Source organism: Micromonospora sp. 050-3, assembly GCF_046549335.1.
In the GTDB taxonomy this organism is placed as follows: Bacteria; Actinomycetota; Actinomycetes; order Mycobacteriales; family Micromonosporaceae; genus Micromonospora; species Micromonospora trifolii.
In genome coordinates, this window is sequence record NZ_JAJPVX010000002.1 from 2,440,505 (window position 1) to 2,460,505 (window position 20,001).

Annotated in this window: 16 protein-coding genes; 7 read left to right on the forward strand and 9 right to left on the reverse strand. The window is 71.4% G+C overall.

Going from position 1 to position 20,001, the window contains the following annotated elements; translation table 11 throughout:
• Positions 1–6: 6 nt before the first annotated feature.
• The 4 genes from ACLJOK_RS26285 to ACLJOK_RS26300 form a co-directional block, all read right to left on the reverse strand.
• Positions 7–963: a TAXI family TRAP transporter solute-binding subunit gene (locus ACLJOK_RS26285; RefSeq protein ID WP_410821247.1), complete on the reverse strand. Its 957-nt coding sequence runs from the start codon at positions 961–963 to the stop codon at positions 7–9.
• A gap of 64 nt (positions 964–1,027) precedes the next feature.
• Positions 1,028–1,780, reverse strand: a complete 753-nt coding sequence (locus ACLJOK_RS26290) for a hypothetical protein (RefSeq protein ID WP_410821248.1) — start codon at positions 1,778–1,780, stop codon at positions 1,028–1,030.
• A 106-nt stretch (positions 1,781–1,886) separates the two neighbouring features.
• Positions 1,887–2,684 carry a peroxide stress protein YaaA gene (gene yaaA / locus ACLJOK_RS26295; protein WP_410821249.1) on the reverse strand — a complete coding sequence of 266 codons (798 nt, stop codon included), beginning with the start codon at positions 2,682–2,684 and terminating at the stop codon, positions 1,887–1,889.
• A gap of 65 nt (positions 2,685–2,749) precedes the next feature.
• Positions 2,750–4,393: an ArnT family glycosyltransferase gene (locus tag ACLJOK_RS26300; protein ID WP_410821250.1), complete on the reverse strand. Its 1,644-nt coding sequence runs from the start codon at positions 4,391–4,393 to the stop codon at positions 2,750–2,752.
• Between the two features lie 173 nt (positions 4,394–4,566).
• On the opposite strand from ACLJOK_RS26300, the gene ACLJOK_RS26305 reads away from it, so the two are divergent.
• Entirely contained in the window at positions 4,567–5,607 is a 1,041-nt protein-coding gene (locus ACLJOK_RS26305) for an App1 family protein (protein ID WP_410821251.1), read from the forward strand.
• A 7-nt stretch (positions 5,608–5,614) separates the two neighbouring features.
• Here the strand turns inward: ACLJOK_RS26305 and ACLJOK_RS26310 are convergent, their stop codons facing one another.
• Complete coding sequence (locus tag ACLJOK_RS26310; protein WP_410821252.1) at positions 5,615–6,262, reverse strand: TetR/AcrR family transcriptional regulator; 648 nt, start codon at positions 6,260–6,262, stop codon at positions 5,615–5,617.
• Between the two features lie 83 nt (positions 6,263–6,345).
• Here ACLJOK_RS26310 and ACLJOK_RS26315 point away from each other — a divergent pair, with 83 nt between their 5' ends.
• Complete coding sequence (locus ACLJOK_RS26315) at positions 6,346–7,341, forward strand: alpha/beta fold hydrolase (RefSeq protein WP_410821253.1); 996 nt, start codon at positions 6,346–6,348, stop codon at positions 7,339–7,341.
• 43 nt (positions 7,342–7,384) lie between these two features.
• Here ACLJOK_RS26315 and glgB read toward each other — a convergent pair whose 3' ends face one another.
• Together glgB and ACLJOK_RS26325 are read right to left on the reverse strand one after the other, a co-directional pair.
• Positions 7,385–9,487 (reverse strand): 1,4-alpha-glucan branching protein GlgB, encoded by a 2,103-nt coding sequence (glgB, locus tag ACLJOK_RS26320; RefSeq protein WP_410821254.1) that lies wholly within the window; start codon positions 9,485–9,487, stop codon positions 7,385–7,387.
• Positions 9,475–11,685: a maltotransferase domain-containing protein gene (locus ACLJOK_RS26325; RefSeq protein WP_410821255.1), complete on the reverse strand. Its 2,211-nt coding sequence runs from the start codon at positions 11,683–11,685 to the stop codon at positions 9,475–9,477. Before ACLJOK_RS26325 ends, glgB begins: the two co-directional genes overlap by 13 nt.
• Before the next feature lie 207 nt (positions 11,686–11,892).
• Between ACLJOK_RS26325 and ACLJOK_RS26330 the strand changes: the two genes are divergently transcribed.
• Positions 11,893–12,837, forward strand: a complete 945-nt coding sequence (locus ACLJOK_RS26330) for an inositol-3-phosphate synthase (protein WP_410821256.1) — start codon at positions 11,893–11,895, stop codon at positions 12,835–12,837.
• A 12-nt stretch (positions 12,838–12,849) separates the two neighbouring features.
• Here the strand turns inward: ACLJOK_RS26330 and glgA are convergent, their stop codons facing one another.
• On the reverse strand, positions 12,850–14,067 hold the full coding sequence (gene glgA, locus ACLJOK_RS26335) for a glycogen synthase (protein WP_410821257.1): 1,218 nt from the start codon (positions 14,065–14,067) through the stop codon (positions 12,850–12,852).
• Between the two features lie 70 nt (positions 14,068–14,137).
• On the opposite strand from glgA, the gene glgC reads away from it, so the two are divergent.
• Positions 14,138–15,370 carry a glucose-1-phosphate adenylyltransferase gene (gene glgC / locus ACLJOK_RS26340; RefSeq protein WP_091401467.1) on the forward strand — a complete coding sequence of 411 codons (1,233 nt, stop codon included), beginning with the start codon at positions 14,138–14,140 and terminating at the stop codon, positions 15,368–15,370.
• Between the two features lie 31 nt (positions 15,371–15,401).
• Positions 15,402–17,045: a phosphoglucomutase (alpha-D-glucose-1,6-bisphosphate-dependent) gene (pgm, locus tag ACLJOK_RS26345; RefSeq protein WP_410821258.1), complete on the forward strand. Its 1,644-nt coding sequence runs from the start codon at positions 15,402–15,404 to the stop codon at positions 17,043–17,045.
• 58 nt (positions 17,046–17,103) lie between these two features.
• Here pgm and ACLJOK_RS26350 read toward each other — a convergent pair whose 3' ends face one another.
• Complete coding sequence (locus ACLJOK_RS26350; protein ID WP_410821594.1) at positions 17,104–18,012, reverse strand: NAD(+)/NADH kinase; 909 nt, start codon at positions 18,010–18,012, stop codon at positions 17,104–17,106.
• 257 nt (positions 18,013–18,269) lie between these two features.
• Here ACLJOK_RS26350 and ACLJOK_RS26355 point away from each other — a divergent pair, with 257 nt between their 5' ends.
• Together ACLJOK_RS26355 and ACLJOK_RS26360 are read left to right on the forward strand one after the other, a co-directional pair.
• Positions 18,270–18,788 (forward strand): DapH/DapD/GlmU-related protein, encoded by a 519-nt coding sequence (locus ACLJOK_RS26355; protein ID WP_410821259.1) that lies wholly within the window; start codon positions 18,270–18,272, stop codon positions 18,786–18,788.
• A 169-nt stretch (positions 18,789–18,957) separates the two neighbouring features.
• The gene (locus ACLJOK_RS26360; RefSeq protein WP_410821260.1) at positions 18,958–19,914 is read left to right on the forward strand and encodes an NAD-dependent epimerase/dehydratase family protein; all 957 of its coding nucleotides are present in this window, start codon (positions 18,958–18,960) and stop codon (positions 19,912–19,914) included.
• The last annotated feature ends 87 nt before the right edge of the window (positions 19,915–20,001 follow it).

Here is a 20,001-nt window from a genome sequence, read left to right on the forward strand (position 1 = left end):
CGGCCGTCAGGGTTTGGTGGCGCGGTACCAGGAGGCGGCGCCGGGGTGCAGCGACAGCGGCGCGGTGACGATCGCCGACCGAGGGCTCATCCGCCCCGCCGCCGGATGGGCGGCGGCCAGCTCGGCCCGGCGTTCCATCAGCAGCCGGGTCACCTCACGGACCAACGGCTCCGGCAGGTCGGCCCGAACGATCAGGTAGTTCGGGTCGGCCACGGTGGTCACCGCGTCCACCCCGTACACCGAGCGGGGGATGTCCCGGGAGACGTAGACCTGGCCGTAGCGTGAGCGCAGCGGCTCGGTCCACTCGCTGAGGTCCACGATCCGGATGGCGCTGGCCTCGGCCAACTCCTCGATGCCCCGGACCGGCAACCCACCGGAGAAGAAGAACGCGTCGATCCGCCCGGAGCGCAGCGCCGTCACCGAGTCGTCGAGGCCGAGTCGCTCCCGACGCACCTCGTCACCACCGAGGCGGGCCACCTCCAGCAGCCGGGTCGCGGTGATCTCGGTGCCCGAGCCGGCCGCGCCGACGGAAACTCGCCGGCCGCGCAGGTCGGCGACGGTGCGGACCGGGCCGCCGCTCGTGGTGACCAGGTGCAGTTGGTCGTCGTACACCCGGGCGACGGCGTCGACCGCGGGGCTTCCCGCAGTGCTGGTGGGCAGCACGTCGGCCTGGGTGAAGCCCAGCTCGGCTCCGCCGGAGCCGACGAGCTGGACGTTCTCCGCCGAGGCGGCGGTGATCACCACGCTGGCCCGTACGTCGGGGAGTTCCCGGTTGAGGATGGCCGCCAGGGACTGCCCGAACGCGTAGTAGACAGCGGTGGGGCTACCTGTGGCGATCCGGATCGACGTCGGCTCGGTCGGGGCGTCCCGGCAGCTGGCGACGGCCAGGTTCGCGATCAGCAGCACCGTCGACAGGGCGGCCAGGCCGGCGCGGCTGGACGAGGTACGACTCACGCGGTGCACTGTGCGCCGTCGGGCGGGTGCGCGCAAGCCCGGGCCGGCGACGTGCAGGACGCTCGGAACCCGATCAGCAGGCCGTGCGACCTGCCGGCGCAACGACCGCGCCCCGCGCCGACGCCGGGATCACCCCGCGCGCTGTCGCCGCCCCGGGTGCGGCCAGCGGACCGCGCGCCGGCTCCAACGCCGCGCTGCGCAGGATCCGCTGCCGGTCCGGGCCGTCGGCAACGCTGACCAGGAAGCAACCGGTGCCGGGGCGGAGCCGGGCCGGCACGTCGAGCACGGCCGCTCCCCGGATCAGCACTGCGGCCAGCTCCCGGTCGGTGAGCCGGACACCGAGGATGTGCCGGCGGACGTGCCGTCCGGCGGCCAGCAGCGCCGAGCGCCAGGCCGCCTCCGCCAGTCGGGTCACCAACCGTCGGCGGGCCGGTGAGGCGCCGGGCAGCGGCCCGCCGAGCAGCTCGCGCCGCCCCTGCCACCAGCCCGCGTCCAACATCCGGGTGTACGCGCCCTGGTGCTCCCGGGGCACCCACAGCCGGTGCAGCTCGTAGCGGCGGCGCAGGCCGCCGACGGTCACCTCGTGGCTGACCGGGATGTCCAGCCGGTTGAGCAGTTGCCGCATCCGCTGCGCGGCGTCCTCCCGGTTGAACTCCACCCCGGCGGTGTGCTCGGCCCGGACCGCGCTGGGGCGGGCGGCGGTCGGCGGCGGCGTGCAGCGCAGCAGGCAGGCAGCCTCGAACGCGTCGCCCAGCGTCAGCCAGCCCAGCGGAGATGGGGTGGTCGGGGTGTGGGGCCGGTCGAGCACTGCGGGTTCGTGGGTCAACGAAGGCTCCCTTGTCGGAGTCTGGGTTGCCCTACCGTGGCCCCTGCCACGCCGTTACGGAACTGCTCCGGCCCAGCCTTGAGCAAATCTTGCGACTGCGGTGCCGCTACAGCTCGGTGACCACCAGATCCACCTGTCGCGCCCGGCCGGGGGCGGTGGCCTGCTCCTCGACGGTGTGCTTCAACTCCCGCAGGGTGCCCACCAGCTCCGCAGCGGTGCGCGGCCGGGCGCCGGCGACGAGCAGGTCCCGGACCAGACGCCCCTTGGTCGCCTTGTTGAAGTGGCTGACCACCGAGCGGACCGGCACGCCGTCGACCTCCCGCTCGTGCAGAACCCGCACGGTGACCGTCCGCTCGGCCAGCTCACCGCGCGGCGTCCAGGTGGCGGCGTACGCGCCGGAGCGCAGGTCCAACACCGGGCCGCGCCCGGCGGCGTTGTCCACCGCCGGCGTCAGCTCCCTGCGCCAGTACGTCGACAGCGCCCCGACGTCGGGCAGGCGGGCGCCGATCGGGCAGCGATACGGCGGAATCCGGTCGGCCAACCGGACCGCGCCCCACAGCCCGGAGCTGATCAGGATCGAGCGGCGCGCCGCCCGCTGCGCCGTGGCCGGCAACGAGGCCAGGTCCAACGCCTCGTAGAGCACCCCGGTGTAGAGCCGCTCGGCCGGCGCGGTGGCAGCCTCCCGCAGTCGGGCGTTGCGCCGCAGCTCGCCCCGCTGGCCCTCGCTGAGGCCGAGCGCCGCCCGCGCGGCCTCCTCGTCCGGCCCGGCGCTGAGCGTCACCAGGGCGTTCAGCACCCGCTCGCGGGCCGGGTTCAGCTCGGGCAGCGAGAGCCGGTCCGGGGCCCAGCGGCGTCCGGTGCCGGCGTCGGCCTTTCCCTCCGAGGGCGGCAACAGGATGAGCATGGATCTCCTCGACGGGCGAAACGGCGGCGCCCCACGCGCCGGTCCGGCCAGCGTACGACCAGCCCCTACCGCCAGGGCCGCACCGGGGTGTCAGGGTGGTAGACGCGATAGCCGCCGACCTCGCGCACCGGCGCGGCGTCGGCCCGGTCGGCGAGCAGCCGGCGCAACCGCCGGTCCATCGGCGAGTCGGCCTCCACCACGTAGCCCGGCCGCTCGGCCCGCCCCACCTGCCGCCAGTACGGCCGGTAGCGGTTCTGCCCCGGCGACAGGTTCCCGTCGAGGACCCCGCAGACCACCGACTCATCCGTGTTGAAGATCAGTCGGTTGCAGGTCCAGTAGTCCCCGTACACCTCGTGGGGTCCGTCGGCGCGCAGCGCGGCGGCCAACTCCCGGGCCTGGCGCTCCTCGGTCCGCGACGCCGCGGTGCCGGTGGCCGCGAACAGCACGGTGATCACCAGGGTGGTGACTGTCAGCGCGGCCAGCACGGCGGCGGACAGCGCGCCGGCGAACCGCCCCAGCACGCTGCTGGTGCCCCGCCAGGCGGTCAGCGCCGCCACCCAGAGCGGCCAGAGCACCGCCGGCAGCGACAGTTGCAGCACCGACAGGTAGCGGGCGTTGTCCAGCGGACTGGTCGCGGCGAGCGGACTGCGCACGTACGACAGCAGTGTCAACGCGGCGCCGGCGATCAGCGCGAGCTGCACGACCGGCCCGACCCGCTCCCCGCGCAGCGTCCCGGCCCGCTCCCCGCCCGGCGCCCCGGCGGCGCGGCGGTACGCGAGCACAGCGAGTGCCGCGCCGGCCAGGAGCAGCAGCGGGTACAGCACGCCGAACCACTGCTGCCAGCGTCCGCAGCCGTCCACCGGGCAGAGCCCGTGCGCCAGCGGCACCCCCTCCAGCAGGCCGCCCCGGATCCGTTCGGACCACGGCGGCTGCGGCCCGGCCTTGGTGCTGACCTCCCGGAACACCGACAGCGAATCCTCACCGGGCCCGGCCCGCAGGTTGTCCACGATCATCGGGGCCACGCCGACGACCACCCCCGCCACCAGCAGTAGACCGGACCAGCCGAGCAACTCCCGCCGCACCGCCCAGACCAGAGCCAGCCCGGCCACCGCGAGGTACGGCAGGATCAGCCAGTCCGACCAGACGGCCAGCCCGACGAGAAGCCCGAACAGGCCGACCGCGAGCCGTCGGCGATGGACCGTGCCGGCCGCCAACCCCACGGTGATCAGCAGCATCAGCAGCACCGCCGGCTTCACCTCTGGCCGCCCACCGACGACGGTGAGCTGGTCGCGCACCACCCGCTCCGGCCCGAGCGCGAGCAGACCCACCACGAAGGCGGCGAACCACGGGGTGCCGAGCCGGCGGGTCAAGCGGTGGATCAGGTAGAGGAAGATCGCGTACAGCGCGAGCATCGGCAGGCGCAGCACCGGCCAGCTCGGCCCGGCCACCGCCACCAGGGGAGCGGCCAGGTACGACTCCAACATCCCCATGTAGTGCTGGCCGTAGAGGAAGACCGGGTGTTCCCGGCCCTGCCCGATGTGCAGCGCGGCGAGCCCGAACGTCGCCTCGTCGCTGTTCGACACCGGCACCGTGAACAGCGTCAGGACCAGCCGGTAGACGACACCGACGAGCCCGAACAGCAGCGCGACGAGCGCCGGTCGATCGAGTCGCGGGCGCCATCGCCCACGGTGCTGCTCTGGATGCGACACGACCAACGCCCCCGTCGTCGTCCCGACCGGAGTGTTTCACGTTCGGCCGGGCCGCCGAGGGGGATCGGCGCAGCCGGGGTGGGCTGGATCGGCTCCGCGGTGGCCGGGCCGCGGTGGCGCAGCCGGGGTCGGCTCGCGTGGCCGTGGCTGTCGACGTGTGGCAGGGTTGGCGCGTGCCACCCACTCCCGCCGGCCAACTGGCCGTTCCGAACCTGCACCGGGCTGCGCGGATCGAGGACGCCGTGCACCAGCTCGTCGAGCGCCGGCTGCGGCGCACCGGCTGGCGGGTCAACATCGTCGCGTACACCGGCTATGGCGCGCCGGGCTGGGTGCGGGTGATGTGTCGGGTGCTGCTGGGCCGTCCGGACACCCGCCAGCGAGGTCGGCTGGACAAGGTCCGCGGCTGGCGCAGCTTCACGACGCTGCCGAACAAGCACGTCACGGTGACCATCGAGGCCGGCGGGGTGCGGCACGAGACGCGGGCCGACCGCAGCGGCTTCGTCGACACCCTGGTCGAGGCGGACCTGCCGCCCGGTTGGGGTACGGTCCGGCTCAGTGTCCCGGACGCCGAGCCGGTCGACGCCCCGGTGCGCATCCTCGACCCGGAGGTCAAGTTCGGCATCATCTCCGACATCGACGACACGGTGATGGTGACCGCGCTGCCCCGGCCGCTGCTCGCCGCGTGGAACACGTTCGTGCTCGACGAGCACGCCCGCAACGCGGTGCCCGGCATGGCGGTGCTCTACGAGCGGCTGGTCACCGCGCACCCCGGCGCGCCGGTCTTCTACCTCTCCACCGGCGCGTGGAACGTGGCGCCCACGCTGACCCGCTTCCTGTCCCGGCACCTCTACCCGGCCGGGCCGCTGCTGCTCACCGACTGGGGTCCGACCGCCGACCGCTGGTTCCGCAGCGGCATGGAACACAAGCGGGTCACCCTCGCGCGGCTGGCCCAGGAGTTCCCCGACGTGCGCTGGCTGCTGGTCGGCGACGACGGCCAGCACGACCAGGAGATCTACCGGGAGTTCGCCGCCGCCCACCCGGAGAACGTCGCCGGGGTGGCGATCCGGCGGCTCTCCCCGGCGCAGTCGGTGCTGGCCGGCACCCTGCCCGCCCCGGCCGGCCTCCCGTCCTCGGGGCCGGCGGGGCAGAAGTGGCTGTCCGCCCCGGACGGCGCCGGGCTGTGGCAGCTGATGCGCGACGCCGGCCTGGTGTGACGGCCGATCAGGACGACGGGTTCCCGGCGTCCTGCGGTGCGGTGCCGAGGGACCGGCGAAGCATGGTGACCAGTTCCTCGGCTGCGTGGCGGCTGTCGAAGTCGGGGTCGGCCAGGCACTCCGACACGATCGCGTCGATGGCTCCGTTCACGATGACGGCGGTGGCCTGCGGGTCGACGCTGGGCCGGTAGTCGCCGGCCGCCCGCGCCGCGTCGATCAGACCGGCGACCGCCTCGCGCCGACTGCGCGCGTTCGGCGTGTCACCGATGCCGGTCTCCTCGCTCAACGCCTCGACGATCATCCGGGTGTGGTCCGGGTGGTCCCGCAGGTACGCCACCAGGGACCGGACGTAGGCCTCCACCGCGGACGCACCGGATCGCGACGCGACTTCGGCGCCGACGTACCCGGTGAGGGATTCCAGGACCGAGGCGTAGGCGGTCCGCACGACCGCGTCCTTGGACGGGAAGTGGTAGAGGACGGCGGCCTTGGAGATGCCGGCCGCCTCCGCGATCCGGGCGAGTGAGGTGCCCGGATAGCCGTGCCGGGCAACCAGATCGATGGTCACGCCGATGAGTTGCGCCCGTCGCGCCTGCTCGGTGATCGTGAGTGGCTTGGCGGCGCGGACCTGCGCTGACGTGGTGTCGTTCGGGTGCACCCGCTCACCGTACCGGCCCCTTCGCCCCCCACTATCTGACCTGACGGTTGTATTTTCTACCACGCGGTTAGTAATCTGACCTCATGGTGATGAGGGTGGTGCGGAGGGTGGGCGGATTCCTGCGAGCGCATCGACGCCTCCTGATCCGGGCCGGCGCTGTGCTCGTGGTGATCACGGTCGGGATTGCGTACGCGCTGCGCGATCCCGCACCCGTCGGCTACTTCACGTCGACGGAGTCCCACGATCGTTTCGTCGGTGTGTACCGGGAGGCGATGGCGCAGTTGCCGGCCCCCGACCGCACGCTCGATGTCCGGACCGGACACGGCGTCGTACGGCTCTACCACTTCAGCGGCGGCGGCGAGCCGGCAGCCGCGCCCCTGCTGCTCCTGCCCGGCCGGGCGTCGGCGTCACCGGTCTGGGCGGACAACCTGCCGTCGCTGCTGCGGTCGCGCGACGTCTACACCGTCGACCTGCTCGGTGAGCCGGGCATGAGCATCCAGCAGCGCCCCATCAAGGACACGACCGCGCATGCGCAGTGGTTGCACGAGGTCCTGCTGGCGCTGCCCGAGCCGACCATCCACCTGGTCGGCGTGTCGTTCGGCGGTTGGACGGCGATGAACCTTGCGGTGCACCGGCCGCAGAAGGTCGGCAGTGTCGTGCTGCTCGATCCGGTCCTGGTCTTCGCTGGTCTGTCAGCGGAGGTGGTGCTGCGGTCCATCCCGGCCAGCGTCCGCTGGGCGCCCCGATCCTGGCGGGACAGCTTCGCCAGTTGGACGGCGAACGGCGCCCCGGTGGAGGACGTACCGGTCGCCCGGATGATCGAGGCCGGCATGCAGGCGTACGTGGTGAAGCTGTCCGCCCCGACCCGGCCGTCCGAGGACCAGCTCGCGGCGGTCGACGTCCCGGTGCTCGTCCTGATGGCGGGGAAGTCCCGGCTGCACGACGCTGGCGAGGCCGCGGAGCTGGCGGAGCGGTCCCTGACCCACGGCACCGTGAAGACCTACCCGGACGCTTCGCACGCCCTCAACGGGGAATACCCGAACGAGATAGCCGCCGACATCTCCGCGTTCCTCGACTGACCGGCGACTCCGCGTGGACTTCGGCCGGCGTGACCGGGCCGCCTCAGCTCTGCCGGAGCCAGACGGCACCCAGCGGCGGGATCTGGAGGGCCGCCGAGGCGACCATCCCGTGCCACGGCACGTCCTCGGCGTGCACCGCACCCATGTTGCCGACCCCGGAACCGCCGTAGTGGTGGGCGTCGGTGTTGAGCACCTCGGTCCAGGTGCCGCCGGCCGGCAGGCCGATCCGGTAGTCGTGCAGCGGATGGGCGGAGAAGTTCGCCACGCAGACAAGCGTCGAGCCGTCCGGGGCGATCCGGACGAACGACACGGTGTTGTTGGCGACGTCGTCACCGGCGATCCAGCGGAAGCCGGCCGGCTCGGTGTCCTGTGCCCAGAGCGCCGGGGTGTCCCGGTAGACCCGGTTGAGGTCGGCGACGAGCCGCTGCACGCCGGCGCGGGCCGGGTCGTGCAGCAGGTACCAGTCGAGACCGCGCTCCTCGCTCCACTCCCGGTCGTCGGCCAGCTCGGAGCCCATGAAGAGCAACTGCTTGCCGGGGTGCGCCCACATGTACGCCAGCAGCGCCCGCACGTTCGCCAGCCGCTGCCAGGTGTCGCCGGGCATCTTGCCGGCCAGTGAGCCCTTGCCGTGCACCACCTCGTCGTGGCTGATCGGCAGCACGTAGTTCTCGCTCCAGGCGTACGCCAGGGAGAAGGTGAGCTGGTGGTGGTGGTGCTGGCGGTAGATCGGGTCCTTCGAGGTGTAGAGCAGGGTGTCGTGCATCCAGCCCATGTTCCACTTGAACCCAAAGCCCAGCCCGCCGTCGGCGGTGGGGCGGGTGACCCCTGGCCAGGCGGTGGACTCCTCGGCGATCATGACGACGCCGGCGTGGTGCTTGTAGACGGTCGCGTTCACCTCCTGCATGAGCGCGATGGCCTCCAGGTTCTCCCGGCCGCCGTACTTGTTGGGGGCCCACTCGCCGTGGTTGCGGGAGTAGTCCAGGTAGAGCATCGAGGCGACGGCGTCGACCCGCAGCCCGTCGACGTGGAACTGGTCGCACCAGTAGAGCGCGTTGGCGACCAGGAAGTTGCGCACCTCGTTGCGGCCGAAGTCGAAGACGTACGTGCCCCAGTCGGGGTGCTCGCCGCGTCGCGGGTCGGGGTGCTCGTAGAGCGGGGTGCCGTCGAACCGCGCGAGGGCCCACTCGTCCTTCGGGAAGTGCGCGGGCACCCAGTCCAGGAGTACGCCGATGCCGGCGGCGTGCAGCTGGTCGACGAGGTGCCGGAACTCGTCCGGGTCGCCGAATCGGGAGGTCGGCGCGTAGTAGCCGGTTACCTGGTAGCCCCAGGAGCCGCCGAACGGGTGCTCCATCACCGGCAGGAACTCCACGTGCGTGAAGCCCAGCTCGGTGACGTACGCGGTGAGTTGTTCGGCCAACTCGCGGTAGCCCAGGCCGGGCCGCCACGAGCCGAGGTGCACCTCGTAGACGCTCATCGGCTCCTGGTGCGGCTGCCGCTCGGCCCGCCGGGCCAGCCAGTCCGCGTCGTTCCACCGGTACGTCGAGTGGTGCACCACCGAGGCGGTGGCCGGCGGCACCTCGGCGTACGCGGCGAGAGGGTCGGCCTTGTCCCGCCACTGCCCGTCGGCGCCCAGCACCCGGTACTTGTAGCGGGCCCCGACCCGGGCGTTGGGGACGAACAGCTCCCACACTCCGCTGGAGCCGAGCGACCGCATCGGCCACCCGTCGTCGGGGCCCCAGCCGGTGAAGTCGCCGATCACCCGCACCCCACGGGCGTTGGGCGCCCAGACGCTGAACGCCACGCCCTCGTCGAAGACCCGGGCGCCGAGCGCCTCCCACAGCCGCTCGTGCCGGCCCTCGCGGATCAGGTGCAGGTCTAGCTCACCGAGGGTCGGCGGATAGCGGTACGGGTCGTCGTGGGCGGTGCCGTCGACCTCCACCCGGTAGTCGAGCACTGTGCCGTCGACCTGCGCCTCGAAGACGCCCATGTCGTGCACCCGCTTCATCGGGTGCCGCTCGTCGCCGACGAGCAGCGCCACGTCGCCGGCGCCCCGGCGCATCGTGCGGATCGTCGTCGAGTCGTCGGCGGGGTGCGCGCCGAGCAGCGCGTGCGGGTCGTGCGTCGCGCCGGAGATCAGCTGGTCCATCGGTCGTCCTTCGGGGCGGGAGCGGTCGGCGCGGAACGGGACGAGCGGGCGGCAGCCGAACGGGTGGCGGACAGCCGGGACGCCACAGTGGCCGGGGTCGTCGTAGCCGGAGTCGTGGTGGCCGGAGTCGTGGTGGCCGGGGCCGTCGTGGCCGGGGTCGTCGGCGCGGTGCCGCCGGACAGGTCGTCCGGCACCTCGGCGACGGTGAGGTCGGCCGGCTCGGCGCCCGCCGGCTGCGGCTCGGTCGGCGGGGTCGGGCGACGCAGTGTCAACACGTGCGCGGGTTGCAGGTACGGGTCGAGCCGCACCGCGTTGCGCTGACCCCAGTCGTAGCTGGTGCCGGTCAGCTCGTCGTGCACCGTGAACCGTTCGTGCCAGTCGAAGCCGAGCGCCGGCATGTCGAGGGTGGTGTTGCCCCACTGCACCTCGCGCGAGTCGAACGAGCAGATCACGATGACAGTGTTGCCGGTCTCCGGGTCGTGCTTCGACCAGCAGAGCAGCGCCGGGTTGTCGATCTCGTGGAAGCGCAGGTTGCGGAGCTGGTGCAGGGCCGGGTTGTCCCGGCGTACCCGGTTGAGGGTGGTCAGGAACGGCGCCAGCGAGCGGCCCTGCGCCTCGGCGCCGGCCCAGTCCCTCGGCCGCAGCTGGTACTTCTCGTTGTCCAGGTACTCCTCCGCGCCCGGCCGGGCGACGTGCTCGAACAGCTCGTAGCCCGCGTACAGACCCCAGGAGGGGGAGAGTAGCGCGGCCAGCACCGCCCGGATCTTGAACATCGGCGGGCCGCCGTGCTGCAACGACTCGTGCAGAATGTCCGGGGTGTTCGGCCAGAAGTTCGGCCGCATGTAGTCGGCCGCCTCGATCAGCTCCTCGCAGTACGCCCGCATCTCGGCCGCCGTCGTGCGCCAGGTGAAATAGGTGTACGACTGCGTGAAGCCGATCTTGCCGAGGCCGTGCATGATGGCCGGCCGGGTGAACGCCTCGGCCAGGAACAGCACGTCCGGGTCGACAGCCTTCACCTCGGCGATCAGCCAGTGCCAGAAGTCGAACGGCTTGGTGTGCGGGTTGTCCACCCGGAAGATCCGGATGCCCTCGCCGACCCAGTGCAGCACCACCCGCAGCACCTCGGCCCGGATGCCCTCCGGGTCGTTGTCGAAGTTGACCGGGTAGATGTCCTGGTACTTCTTCGGCGGGTTCTCCGCGTACGCGATGCTGCCGTCGGCCCGGGTGGTGAACCACTCCGGGTGCTCGGTGACCCAGGGGTGGTCCGGCGCGCACTGCAACGCCAGGTCCATCGCCACTTCCAGGCCCTGTGCCGCCGCCGCCTGGATGAAGGCCCGGAAGTCTGCCGGCGTACCCAGATCGGGATGGATCGTGTCATGCCCGCCCTCGGCGGCGCCGATCGCCCACGGCGAGCCCACGTCGGTCGGCCCGGCGGTGAGCGCGTTGTTCGGGCCCTTGCGGTTGACCCGGCCGATCGGGTGGATCGGCGGCAGGTAGAGCACGTCGAAGCCCATGGCGGCCACACCCGGCAGCCGCCCGGTGGCGGTCGCGAAGGTGCCGGACCGGCCGCCCACCGCCCCTTCGGAGCGGGGGAAGAACTCGTACCAGGCCGAGTAGAGCGCCCGCTTGCGGTCAACCCAGATCGAGTACGTGTCACCGGCGGTGACCAACTCCCGCACCGGGTGCTCCCACAGCAGGTCGGCCAGGGCCAGCGCCGGGTCGACCCGCCGCGCCAGCGGCAGGTCGGTGTCGACAAGCGCGGTGAGCGCGTCGGCGACCCGGGGCCGGTCGGCGGTCGGCACGAGATCCTGGGCGGCGGCGAGCACCCGCGCGCCCTCGGCCAGGTCGTTGGCCAGGTCCTCCGGCCCCTGCCCGGCGGCGATCTTCTTGGTCACCGCGTTCTGCCAGGTCAGGTACGGGTCCTGGAACGCCTCCACGGAGAAGGTCCACGAGCCGACAGCGTCCGGTGCGATGGTGGCGTGCCAGCGGTCCTGGCCGGGCTCGCCGGGGCGCATCCGGGTGAACGGCCGGCTCGCGCCGGCCGGACCGGCCCACACCACGTTGCAGCCCAGCGCGTCGTGCCCCTCCCGGTAGGCGCGGGCCGACACCGGAATGGGCTCGTCGACCACCGCCTTGGCCGGGTATCGCCCGCACGAGACGACGGGGGAGACGTCTTCGATCGGGAACCGTCCAGTCACCCCGCCAACCTACTGCGCGAGATCCGTTCGCGCGCGGCCAAGCCGTCAAGATCCACACCGGTTCAAGGAAAGCGCGGTGTCGGCGCGCTCAGGATGCGGCGGTTTCCTGGAAACCGAGTGGATCTAGGTAGGGCGAGAGGTCTTCCGGTCCTGATGGCGGTCCCGTCGGGGCGGACCACCGCACCGGAGGTGACGTAGCCTCCGGCCATGATCGAACGGGTGAAAGTCGCAGTTGTCGGTGTCGGTAACAACACCTCGGCGCTGGTGCAGGGGCTCGCTCTCCACCGCCAGAGCGGCAGCCTGGTCGGAATCCGCAGGCCGATGATCGACGGGCTCGGGGTGGGGGACGTCGACGTCGTGGCGGCCTTCGCCACCTCCGAGGAGAAGATCGGTCGGGACCTGACCGAGGCGATCTTCCTGGCGCCCAACAACTTCCCTCGGCTGAGCTGCGACCTGCCCAGAGCGGGTGTGCCGGTCACGAAGGGCCTGGTCGACGCGAGCGAGGTGCAGCGGGTGGCAGCGGCGCTGGCAGGGGCGGAGGTGCTGCTCTACTCGGCGCCGAGTGGCCGGCCGGAGACCGCCCAGGCGTACGCCGAGGCAGCCCACACGGCGGGCGTCGCCTTCATCAACACCACCTCCGACCCGGTGGCCCGCGATCCACGCTGGATCGAGAGGTTCGAGGCAGCCGGCCTGCCGCTGATCGGCGACGACCTGGCCAGCCAGTTCGGCACCTCGGTGCTGCACAACGCGCTGCTGCGACTCCTCAAGGAGCGGGGCCTGACCCTGGTCAGCTCCTACCAGGTCAACCTGGGCGGCACCGAAGACTTCCGCAACCTGGTCGAGAACCCCAACACCAAGAAGCAGTCCAAGCTCAACGCCCTGTCGGGCGCTGACGGCGTCGAGGTGGCCCCGCTCGGGTACCTGCCGCATCTCGCGTCGCAGAAGGTGGCGCACCTCAACCTTGAGGCGCAGGGTTGGGGTGAGACAGCGGTGAGCCTCGACGTGAAGCTGAAGGTGCATGACCCGAGCGGCGCCGCGGGGGTCAACATCGACCTGATCCGCATCGCCGCCAGCGCGCTACGGAGCGGGCGTGGTGGTCAGTGCGCCGAGGCGATCTCGTTGCTCAAGTCGCCGCCGGGGACGGCGATCTGAAGTCCGTTTCCCTCAGGCCGCGCCGACGGAGCGGTAGACCTCCAGGGTCTGCCGGGCGACGGCGTCCCAGGAGAAGTGCTGCACCGCGCGCCGCCGGCCGGCCTGGCCGAACCGCTCGGTGCGCGCCGGGTCGGCGAGCAGCGTGTTGATCGCCGCCGCCAGGTCGGCGACGAACTTCTCCGGCTCCAGCGGGGTCCCGGACCCGTCGGTCACCTGCTCGATCGGCACCAGCAGGCCCGTCTCGTCGTCGGCCACGACCTCGGGGATGCCGCCGGTCGCTGTCGCCACCACTGCCGTCTCGCAGGCCATCGCCTCCAGGTTGACGATGCCCATCGGCTCATAGATCGACGGGCAGGCGAAGACTGTGGCGTGCGTGAGCACCTGGATCACCTCGGGCTTGGGCAGCATCTCGGCCACCCACACCACGCCGGAGCGGTTGGCGCGCAGCTCGGCGACCAGCCCCTCCACCTCGGCGGCGATCTCGGCGGTGTCCGGAGCGCCGGCGAGCAGGACGAGCTGGGTGTCCGCCGGCAACTCCCGGGCGGCCCGCAGCAGGTACGGCAGCCCCTTCTGCCGGGTGATCCTGCCCACGTAGACCACGCTGGGGCGGGACGGGTCGACGCCGAGCCGGTCGAGCACGTCGGTGCCCTGATCCGGGGCGTACTGAATGGTGTCGATGCCGTTGTAGACCACCCGGACCCGGTCGGGGTCGATCTGCGGGTACGCGGTGAGCACGTCGTTGCGCATCCCGCCGCTGACCGCGATCACCGCGTCGGCGGCCTCCATGGCGGTGCGCTCGATCCAGGAGGAGAGCGCGTAACCGCCGCCGAGCTGCTCGGCCTTCCACGGCCGCAGCGGCTCCAGGCTGTGCGCGGTCACCACGTGCGGCACCCCGTGCAGCAGCTTCGCGGTGTGGCCGGCCAGGTTCGCGTACCAGGTGTGGCTGTGCACCACGTCGGTGCCGGCCGCGCCGGCGGCCATCTCCAGGTCCACGCCCATCGTGCGCAGCGCGGCGTTCGCGCCGGTCAGGCCGGGCGGTTCGGGGTACGCGGTGACGCCCGGCTCGGTGCGCGGCAGGCCGAAGCAGTGCACGCGTACGTCGGTGAGGTGGCGCAACTCCCGAGCCAGGTACTCGACGTGCACGCCCGCGCCGCCGTAGACCTCCGGTGGGTACTCGCGGGTGAGCAGATCGACGCGCAGGGATCCGGTGGCCGGGGAGGAGTCGGTCATGTGCGCACCCTAGTGCAGAAGACTCCCCGTACGAGTGGTGAAGTGGGACGCGGGTGGATAGCGTCGGGGCATGGCTGCCAAGGTGCTCGCGATCGTCCTGGCGGGTGGGGAGGGCAAGCGCCTGATGCCACTCACCACGGATCGGGCCAAGCCGGCCGTCCCGTTCGGCGGGATGTACCGCATGGTCGACTTCGTCCTCTCCAACCTGGCCAACGCCGGCTATCTCAAGATCGTCGTGCTGACCCAGTACAAGTCCCACTCCCTCGACCGACACATCACCAAGACCTGGCGGATGTCCACCCTGCTCGGCAACTACGTCACCCCGGTGCCCGCGCAGCAGCGTCGTGGCCCGTGGTGGTTCGCCGGCTCGGCCGACGCCATCTACCAGAGCTTCAACCTGATCAACGACGAGCAGCCCGACTACGTGATCGTCTTCGGCGCCGACCACATCTACCGGATGGACCCGCGGCAGATGGTGGAGGACCACATCGCCTCCGGCGCGGCGGTGACAGTCGCCGGCATCCGCCAGCCGCTGTCGATGGCCGACCAGTTCGGCGTCATCGAGGTCGGCGAGGACGGCAAGCGGATCCGGGCGTTCCGCGAGAAGCCCACCGACGCGGTCGGCCTGCCCGACGCGCCGGACGAGATCTACGCCTCGATGGGCAACTACGTCTTCACCACCCGGGCGCTCTGCGAGGCGGTCGAGCGCGACGCCGAAGACAAGTCCAGCAAGCACGACATGGGCGGCAGCATCATCCCGATGCTCGTCGAGCGCGGCGAGGCCAACGTCTACGACTTCCGCGACAACGAGGTGCCGGGCAGCACCGACCGTGATCGCGGCTACTGGCGGGACGTGGGAACGCTCGACTCGTTCTACGACGCGCACATGGATCTGATCAACGTGCACCCCGTCTTCAACATGTACAACTTCGACTGGCCGATCTACACCGAGCAGCCACCGTGGCCGCCCGCGAAGTTCGTCCACCAGTGGGGTGAGCGGGTCGGCCGTGCGGTCGGCTCGATGGTCTCCCCGGGTGTGGTGATCTCCGGCTCGCTGGTGGAGAACTCGATCGTCTCGCCGAAGGTGCGGGTGCACTCCTGGGCGCACGTCGAGGGCTCGGTGCTGATGGAGGGTGTGGAGATCGGCCGGCACGCGGTGGTCCGGCGGGCCATCCTGGACAAGAACGTGTTCGTCCCGGAGGGCGTCGAGATCGGCGTCGACCTGGAGAAGGACCGGCAGCGCTACACCGTCTCCGACAACGGCATCGTGGTGATCGGCAAGGGCCAGAAGGTCGTGCCGTGACCGACCCGCACTCCCCGAGGAGGATCCCGCAGTGACCCACCCCCGTGCCGGCCAGCCCGCCGAGCCCGCCGACCTGGTCGACGTGCCGCGCCTGGTGACCGCCTACTACGCCGAGCATCCGGATCCCGCGGACCCGGCCCAGCAGGTCTCCTTCGGCACCTCCGGCCACCGCGGCTCCAGCCTGCGCAACGCGTTCAACTCCGACCACATCCTGGCGGTCACCCAGGCGCTCTGCGACTACCGGCGCGAGCAGGGGCTGGACGGGCCGCTCTTCCTCGCCCGGGACACCCACGCGCTCTCCGCGCCGGCCGCTGTGGACGCCCTGGAGGTGCTCGCCGCCAACGGGGTCACAGTGCTGGTGGACAGCCGTGACGGCTACACCCCGACCCCGGCGCTGTCGCACGCGATCCTCACGCACAACCGTGGGCGGACCAGCGGGCTCGCCGACGGCATCGTCATCACCCCGTCGCACAACCCGCCCGACGACGGCGGTTTCAAGTACAACCCCACAAACGGCGGGCCGGCCGACACCGACGTGACCCGGTGGATCCAGGACCGGGCCAACACCATCCTCGCCGCCGGGCTCAAGGAGGTCCGCCGGATCACCTACGCGCGGGCGCGGGCCGCCGACACCACCGGGGAGTACGACTTCCTCGCCAACTACGTGGACGACCTGCCGGCGGCGATCGACATCGACGCCATCCGCGACGCGGGCATCCGGATCGGCGCGGACCCGCTGGGCGGGGCGAGCGTGGCGTACTGGGGTGAGATCGCCGAGCGGCACCGTCTGGACCTGACAGTTGTCAACCCGACGGTCGACCCGACGTGGCGGTTCATGACCCTGGACGGCGACGGCAAGATCCGGATGGACTGCTCCTCGCCGAACGCGATGGCGTCGCTGATCGCCGCGCGGGCCGACTACCAGATCTCCACGGGCAACGACGCCGACGCCGACCGGCACGGCATCGTCACCCCGGACGCCGGGCTGATGAATCCCAACCACTACCTGGCGGTGGCGATTCGTCACCTGTTCCGCACCCGCACCGAGTGGGGTCCGGCCGCCGCTGTGGGCAAGACCCTGGTCTCCTCGTCGATGATCGACCGGGTCGCCGCCGACCTGGGTCGGCCGCTGTTGGAGGTGCCGGTCGGCTTCAAGTGGTTCGTGCCCGGCCTGCTGGACGGCGCGGTCGGCTTCGGTGGCGAGGAGAGCGCCGGGGCGTCGTTCCTGCGGCGTGACGGCTCGACCTGGACGACGGACAAGGACGGCCTGCTGCTCTGCCTGCTCGCCGCCGAGATCCAGGCCACCACCGGCCGCAGCCCGAGCGAGCACTGGGCTGAGTTGGCCGAGCGGTTCGGCGCGCCCGCGTACGCCCGGATCGACGCCCCGGCCACCCGGGAGCAGAAGGCCGTGCTCGGCAAGCTCTCCCCGGAGCAGGTCACCGCCACCGATCTCGCCGGTGAACCGATCACCGCGGCGCTGACCACCGCCCCCGGTAACGGCGCACCGATCGGCGGCCTCAAGGTCACCACCGAATCCGGCTGGTTCGCCGCCCGCCCGTCCGGCACCGAGGACGTCTACAAGATCTACGCCGAGTCGTTCCAGGGCCCGGAGCACCTCAAGCGCATCCAGGAAGAGGCCAAGAACCTGGTGGACGAGGTCCTGACCCAAGCCTGACCCCACCGCCCCTCCCGCCGCCCCGGTCTTGACCCGGTCGGGGCGCGGGTCGGGTGGGTCAGCAGGGCGGGGGTAGTTCGGGTTTGGTTCGTCGTAGTTCTTCGGGCAGCAGTTCGCGCAGCTGGTCGGGCAGGAACGGCAGGTCGAGCAGCGTCATTTTCAACTGATTGCGCTCCTGGTAGCGCAGCGGGTCGAAGCGGACCACCAGGCCGGCGTTGCGGCGGTAGCTGATGTCCACGCCCCCCTCCGTCGCCGGGTCGCGGAACACCACCCCGTCCATCTCCACCACGACCGGCGACGACTCGGGTTCCAACTCCAGCCGGATCTTCTCGTCCGGCGAGAGCACCACCGACCGGGAGATGCCAGCCATTGGCGCCGACGGAGTGATCACGACCGAGTCCGCCGCCGGGGAGATCAGCGGGCCGCCGGCGGCGTAGCTGTACGCCGTCGAGCCGATCGGCGTGCTGACCACCACGGCGTCGCAGCGGTAGTAGCCGTACTGTTGGCCGTCGATGGCGAGGGTGACGTTGATGAAGCCGGAGCCGGGCTGGCGCACCAGTGCGATGTCGTTGAACGCCACCACGTCGTCGCCACACACGTCGCAGGCGAGACAGGCGTGCGACTCGATGGTGAACTCCTTCGACAGCAACCGGCTCAGGGCCTCGGGCAGCTCTGGCGGCTCGATCTCGACGAGAAAACCCACACGACCCAGGTGTACGCCGAGCACCGGCTTCGGGTCGAGGACGGCGGATCGCAGCGCACCCAGCATGGTGCCGTCGCCGCCGATGCTGATCAAGGCGTCGGCGCGGCTGGCCACCTCGCTTTCCGGCACCGGCACGATGCAGGACGAGACGCGGTGCTGGTCCTCCTCGCGCACCATCAGCGTCTTGTGGTGACGCTTCGCCCACCGTTCGATGATCCCGACCACCTCGGTGACATCCCGGGTGGGGTGCAGCACAAGTCCCAGCCCCGACACCCGTACAGCTCACCACATCGGCGGCGACCGTACCCGGCGTACACCGAAGGTCCGCCGGCCACGTCGACGTCCTGCGTGGGGGCGCGTCGGGGCGACGGTGGCGACTGCCCGCGCCGCAGCACTCCTCGGCAGCTCCGTCACCTCGACTGGGCGGGATCGTTACGGAGGTGTTTGGTCCGGTGACGGTAAGCCATTCCCGCCGATTGCTCCGTAAGTGAGGTCAACAGGTGCCCAGTCGCGTTCGCACCATGATCCGCAGGGTCCAGGACCACCTCGCCGGCTCCCGTGATCCTGAGGCCTTCGCCCGGTCACTCGGGGTGAAGCTGAACGGCCGGGTCAAGTTCTACGCGGTAAACCGGGCGATGTTCGGGTCCGAACCATGGTTGATCACCATGGGCGACAACGTGTTCATCACCGCCGGGGTCCAGTTCGTGACCCACGACGGTGGCACCCTGATCCTCCGCAAGGACCACCCCGAGCTGGATTGGACAGCGCCGATCACGATCGGCAACGACGTCTACATCGGCATGCGGTCGATGATCCTGGCCGGGGTCAACATCGGTAACCGGTGCGTGATCGGGGCCGGTTCGATCGTCACCCGCGACATCCCGGACAACACGGTGGCGGCTGGTGTGCCGGCTCGCCCTCTGCGCACCACCGACGAGTACCTGGAGCAGTTGCAGGCGAAGTCGCTGGGGATTGGCCACCTCGCGGTCCCGGCGAAGCATGAGGCGATCAAGAAGATCTACGGGGTGACAACGGTCTGACGCTGCCGGTGGCGCGCGGCCCGGACGGCACGGGCGCCGTCGCGTACCGGTGCGGGCGGCCGGCGGAAGTAGGCCGAATCTCGCCTTCTTCCCATGACGGATATGCCGTTACTGCACCCTGGCCTCGCTCGATGTACAGGTGGTCGATCCACACACCGAGGGGCTGTCGATGCGCATTCTGATCACTGGTGGGGCCGGTTTCATCGGTTCGAACCTGGCCCATGCCGCGTTGGTCGATCCCGCGGTGAAGGAGGTGACCATCCTCGACGACCTGTCGGTCGGGCTGCGCGGCAACCTCGACGGGCTGGATGTCGACTTCGTCGAGGGGTCGATCCTGGATCCGACTGCTCTGGACGCGGCGATGGCCGGACGGGAGGCCGTCGTCCACCTGGCGGCGCTGCCCAGCGTGCCCCGCTCGCTGAGCGACCCGCTCGCCTCCCACCACGCCAACGCCACGGGCACGCTCATGGTCCTCGAAGCGGCACGACGGCACGATGTCGGCCACGTCCTGGTCGCCTCCTCCTCCTCGGTCTACGGCATGAACCCCGCGCTGCCCAAGGAGGAGCTCACCTGGACCCGGCCGATGAGCCCCTACGCCGCCAGCAAGCTCGCCACCGAGGCGTACGCCCTCGCCCACCAGGCATCGTTCGGCCTGCCGACACTGGCCTTCCGGTTCTTCAACGTCTTCGGTCCGGGCCAGCGGCACGACCACGCCTACGCCGCGGTCATCCCCCGGTTCGTGCACGGGGCGCTGCGGGGGGAGCCCGTCGTGCTACACGGTGACGGCACCCAGTCCCGCGACTTCACCTTCGTCGGCACGGTGTGCGAGGTCATCCTCGACGCGCTCCGCCGTCGAGTGCACCACCCGCACCCGGTCAACCTTGCCTTCGGAGCACGGGCAAGCCTGCTGCAGGTGCTCGACGAACTCACCGACCTGCTGGACCGCCCGATCGCCCGCGAGTACGCGCCGCCCCGCGCCGGCGACGTCCCCCACTCGTCGGCCGACAACACCACGCTGCGGGGGTTGTTTCCGACCATCGTGCCGGTCGCCCGCACCGACGGTCTCCGGGCGACGATCGAGTGGATGGCCGGGCTGTTGCCCGTCGAACACACCACACAGCGGTGACCCAGAAGGCAACGAGCAGGGTAGAGCCGGCACAACTCACCGCCGACGCGCCCGTTTCACCCGCCGTTTCCGGCACATCAGCCGCGC

Bases quoted from the DNA above. Each gene is read 5' to 3' on its own strand.
- yaaA (WP_410821249.1), bottom strand. From the start codon at position 2,684: ATGCTCATCCTGTTGCCGCCCTCGGAGGGAAAGGCCGACGCCGGCACC.
- ACLJOK_RS26315 (WP_410821253.1), top strand. From the start codon at position 6,346: ATGGTGATGAGGGTGGTGCGGAGGGTGGGCGGATTCCTGCGAGCGCAT.
- glgB (WP_410821254.1), bottom strand. From the start codon at position 9,487: ATGGACCAGCTGATCTCCGGCGCGACGCACGACCCGCACGCGCTGCTC.
- ACLJOK_RS26330 (WP_410821256.1), top strand. From the start codon at position 11,893: ATGATCGAACGGGTGAAAGTCGCAGTTGTCGGTGTCGGTAACAACACC.
- glgA (WP_410821257.1), bottom strand. From the start codon at position 14,067: ATGACCGACTCCTCCCCGGCCACCGGATCCCTGCGCGTCGATCTGCTC.
- glgC (WP_091401467.1), top strand. From the start codon at position 14,138: ATGGCTGCCAAGGTGCTCGCGATCGTCCTGGCGGGTGGGGAGGGCAAG.
- ACLJOK_RS26355 (WP_410821259.1), top strand. From the start codon at position 18,270: ATGATCCGCAGGGTCCAGGACCACCTCGCCGGCTCCCGTGATCCTGAG.
- ACLJOK_RS26360 (WP_410821260.1), top strand. From the start codon at position 18,958: ATGCGCATTCTGATCACTGGTGGGGCCGGTTTCATCGGTTCGAACCTG.